The organism is Flectobacillus roseus, assembly GCF_030056595.1.
Lineage (GTDB): Bacteria > Bacteroidota > Bacteroidia > Cytophagales > Spirosomataceae > Flectobacillus > Flectobacillus roseus.
On sequence record NZ_JASHIF010000039.1, the window covers coordinates 1 to 4,688 of the forward strand.

General features: G+C 45.5%; 1 pseudogene. It reads right to left on the reverse strand.

Annotation, left to right across the window (positions count from 1 at the left end):
* A pseudogene (locus QM524_RS25825) lies at nt 1-4,688 on the reverse strand (hypothetical protein); the annotation flags it as partial.

Consider the following 4,688-nt stretch of genomic DNA (forward strand, 5'->3'; position numbering starts at 1 on the left):
TTGCTTCCTGATGGAATACTGCTAGTTCGTGTACATGTTACTACTTGGCCTGACGAACTACAGCTCCAACCTGTGGCTGTACTTGATGATACAAAGCTTAGGCCACTTTGTAATGTATCTTTAACAGTAATCGTGCCAGTTGTAGCTGCACTTCCAAGATTACTCACGGTAATAGTGTAAGTAAAGTTGTCAAAGGCATTTATTGAGCCACTTGGAGCTGCTTTTGCGATACTTAAACGTGGTGCTGCTGGTACTGTTATCGTTACTGTTGCATTAGCACATACCTGTGGTGTAACTAAGGTGTTACATACTTGGTAAACAACTGTTACGGTTGTACCTGGCTCGCTCACAGTTGGTGTATAGCTTAACACACCTGTCGTTGGTGCAAATACTGCTACTCCACTTGCTGTACCTCCTGTTCTCGTAATTACATTGCCCAATACTGGTAAGAAGTCATCATTCGATAACACACTTACTGTACTCGTTAAGCCAAATGGGGCTGTTAGAGCATCGTTTGCCGCTGTTGCTGCTTGTGGGTTTGGATCCGTGCCGTTTGGATTACCATCCTTATCACAGTCTAATGCTTTCCATGCTATGCTAGTATTCGCAAACACTTGGTCTACTTTGTTGTAACTACATCCATCATTTGGATTGGTATTATCGGCCGTCGTTAATGGATTATCATCAATACCATTAATCTCATCCTTATTCGTTACACCATCACCATCACAGTCGCCTGTACTTGTCGCTACTAAAGTCACTTGTCCTAAGTTTAAGCTACAGGCACTCAGTGGATCTGTGTTGTCTGCTAACGTCGCTGGATTTCCATCTGCGCCTGTGGCTTCGTTATAGTTTGTTACTCCGTCACCATCACAGTCTGCATTACGCCAAGTGGTACTCGTATTCGCCAACACTTGACCGATGCCCCATACACATGAGTTCGTTGGTTGTGGATCCGTGTTATCTGGATCGCCATCGCCGTCTTGGTCTCCTGCTGCTGGTACACTAATCGTTACTGTAGCACTAGCACATACTTGTGGTGTCACCAAGGTGTTACATACTTGGTATACAACTGTTACATTCGTTCCTCCTGGCTCTGTCGCTGATGGAGTATAACTCATGATACCTGTTGTTGGTGCAAACACTACGGTTCCGGTTGCTGTACCTCCTGTTCTCGTAACTACATTGCCCAATACTGGTAAGAAGTCATCATTCGACAACACACTTACTGTACTCGTTAAGCCAAATGGGGCTGTTAGAGCATCATTTGCCGCTGTTGCTGCTTGTGGATTTGGATCCGTGCCGTTTGGATTACCATCCTTATCACAGTCTAATGCTTTCCATGCTATGCTAGTATTCGCAAACACTTGGTCTACTTTGTTGTAACTACATCCATCATTTGGATTGGTATTATCGGCAGGCGTTAATGGATTGTCATCAATACCATTAATCTCATCCTTATTCGTTACACCATCACCATCACAGTCGCCTGTACTTGTCGCTACTAAGGTCACTTGTCCTAAGTTTAAGCTACAAGCACTCAGTGGATCTGTGTTGTCTGCTAACGTCGCTGGGTTTCCATCTGGTCCTGTCGCTTCGTTATAGTTTGTTACTCCGTCACCATCACAGTCTGCGTTGCGCCAAGCAGTTGTCGTATTCGCCAACACTTGACCGATGCCCCATACACATGAGTTCGTTGGTTGTGGATCCGTGTTGTCTGGATCGCCATCCCCATCTTGGTCTCCTGCTGCTGGTACACTAATCGTTACTGTCGCACTAGCACATACTTGTGGTGTCACCAAGGTGTTACATACTTGGTAAACAACTGTTACATTCGTTCCTCCTGGCTCTGTCGCTGATGGAGTGTAACTCATGATACCTGTTGTTGGTGCAAACACTACGGTTCCGGTTGCTGTACCTCCTGTTCTCGTAACTACATTGCTCAACACTGGTAAGAAGTCATCATTCGATAATACACTTACTGTACTCGTTAGGCCAAATGGGGCTGTTAAAGCATCGTTTGCCGCTGTTGCTGCTTGTGGGTTTGGATCGGTGCCGTTTGGATTACCATCCTTATCACAGTCTAATGCTTTCCATGCTATGCTAGTATTCGCAAACACTTGGTCTACTTTGTTGTAACTACATCCATCATTTGGATTCGTGTTGTCGGCAGGCGTTAATGGATTGTCATCAATACCATTAATCTCATCCTTATTCGTTACACCATCACCATCACAGTCGCCTGTACTTGTCGCTACTAAAGTCACTTGCCCTAAGTTTAAGCTACAGGCACTCAGTGGATCTGTGTTATCTGCTAACGTCGCTGGATTTCCATCTGCGCCTGTGGCTTCGTTATAGTTTGTTACTCCGTCACCATCACAGTCTGCATTACGCCAAGTGGTACTCGTATTCGCTAACACTTGACCGATGCCCCATACACATGAGTTCGTTGGTTGTGGATCCGTGTTATCTGGATCGCCATCGCCGTCTTGGTCTCCTGCTGCTGGTACACTAATCGTTACTGTCGCACTAGCACATACTTGTGGTGTCACCAAGGTGTTACATACTTGGTATACAACTGTTACATTCGTTCCTCCTGGCTCTGTAGCTGATGGAGTATAACTCATGATACCTGTTGTTGGTGCAAACACTACGGTTCCGGTTGCTGTACCTCCTGTTCTCGTAACTACATTGCCCAATACTGGTAAGAAGTCATCATTCGATAATACACTTACTGTACTCGTTAAGCCAAATGGGGCTGTTAGAGCATCGTTTGCCGCTGTAGCTGCTTGTGGATTTGGATCCGTGCCATTTGGATTGCCATCCTTATCACAGTCTAATGCTTTCCATGCTATACTAGTATTCGCAAACACTTGGTCTACTTTGTTGTAACTACATCCATCATTTGGATTCGTATTATCGGCCGTCGTTAATGGATTGTCATCAATACCATTAATCTCATCCTTATTCGTTACGCCATCACCATCACAGTCTCCTGTACTTGTCGCTACTAAAGTCACTTGCCCTAAGTTTAAGCTACAGGCACTCAGTGGATCTGTGTTGTCTGCTAACGTCGCTGGGTTTCCATCTGCGCCTGTGGCTTCGTTATAGTTTGTTACTCCATCACCATCACAGTCTGCATTACGCCAAGTGGTACTCGTATTCGCCAACACTTGACCGATGCCCCATACACATGAGTTCGTTGGTTGTGGATCCGTGTTGTCTGGATCGCCATCCCCATCTTGGTCTCCTGCTGCTGGTACACTTATCGTTACTGTCGCACTAGCACATACTTGTGGTGTCACCAAGGTGTTACATACTTGGTATACAACTGTTACATTCGTTCCTCCTGGCTCTGTCGCTGATGGAGTATAACTCATGATACCTGTCGTTGGTGCAAACACTACGGTTCCGGTTGCTGTACCACCTGTTCTCGTAACTACATTGCCCAATACTGGTAAGAAATCATCATTCGACAACACACTTACTGTACTCGTTAGGCCAAATGGGGCTGTTAGAGCATCATTTGCCGCTGTAGCTGCTTGTGGGTTTGGATCCGTGCCGTTTGGATTACCATCCTTATCACAGTCTAATGCTTTCCATGCTATACTAGTATTCGCAAACACTTGGTCTACTTTGTTGTAACTACATCCATCATTTGGATTGGTATTATCGGCCGTCGTTAATGGATTATCATCAATACCATTAATCTCATCCTTGTTCGTTACACCATCACCATCACAGTCGCCTGTACTTGTCGCTACTAAAGTCACTTGTCCTAAGTTTAAGCTACAGGCACTCAGTGGATCTGTGTTGTCTGCTAACGTCGCTGGGTTTCCATCTGCGCCTGTGGCTTCGTTATAGTTTGTTACTCCATCACCATCACAGTCTGTATTACGCCAAGTAGTACTCGTATTCGCCAACACTTGACCGATGCCCCATACACATGAGTTCGTTGGTTGTGGATCCGTGTTGTCTGGATCGCCATCCCCATCTTGGTCTCCTGCTGCTGGTACACTTATCGTTACTGTCGCACTAGCACATACTTGTGGTGTCACCAAGGTGTTACATACTTGGTAAACAACTGTTACATTCGTTCCTCCTGGCTCTGTCGCTGATGGAGTGTAACTCATGATACCTGTTGTTGGTGCAAACACTACGGTTCCGGTTGCTGTACCACCTGTTCTCGTAACTACATTGCTCAACACTGGTAAGAAGTCATCATTCGATAATACACTTACTGTACTCGTTAAGCCAAATGGGGCTGTTAAAGCATCGTTTGCCGCTGTTGCTGCTTGTGGGTTCGGATCGGTGCCGTTTGGATTACCATCCTTATCACAGTCTAATGCTTTCCATGCTATGCTAGTATTCGCAAACACTTGGTCTACTTTGTTGTAACTACATCCATCATTTGGATTCGTGTTGTCGGCAGGCGTTAATGGATTGTCATCAATACCATTAATCTCATCCTTATTCGTTACACCATCACCATCACAGTCGCCTGTACTTGTCGCTACTAAAGTCACTTGCCCTAAGTTTAAGCTACAGGCACTCAGTGGATCTGTGTTATCTGCTAACGTCGCTGGATTTCCATCTGCGCCTGTGGCTTCGTTATAGTTTGTTACTCCGTCACCATCACAGTCTGCATTACGCCAAGTGGTACTCGTATTCGCCAACACTTGACCGAT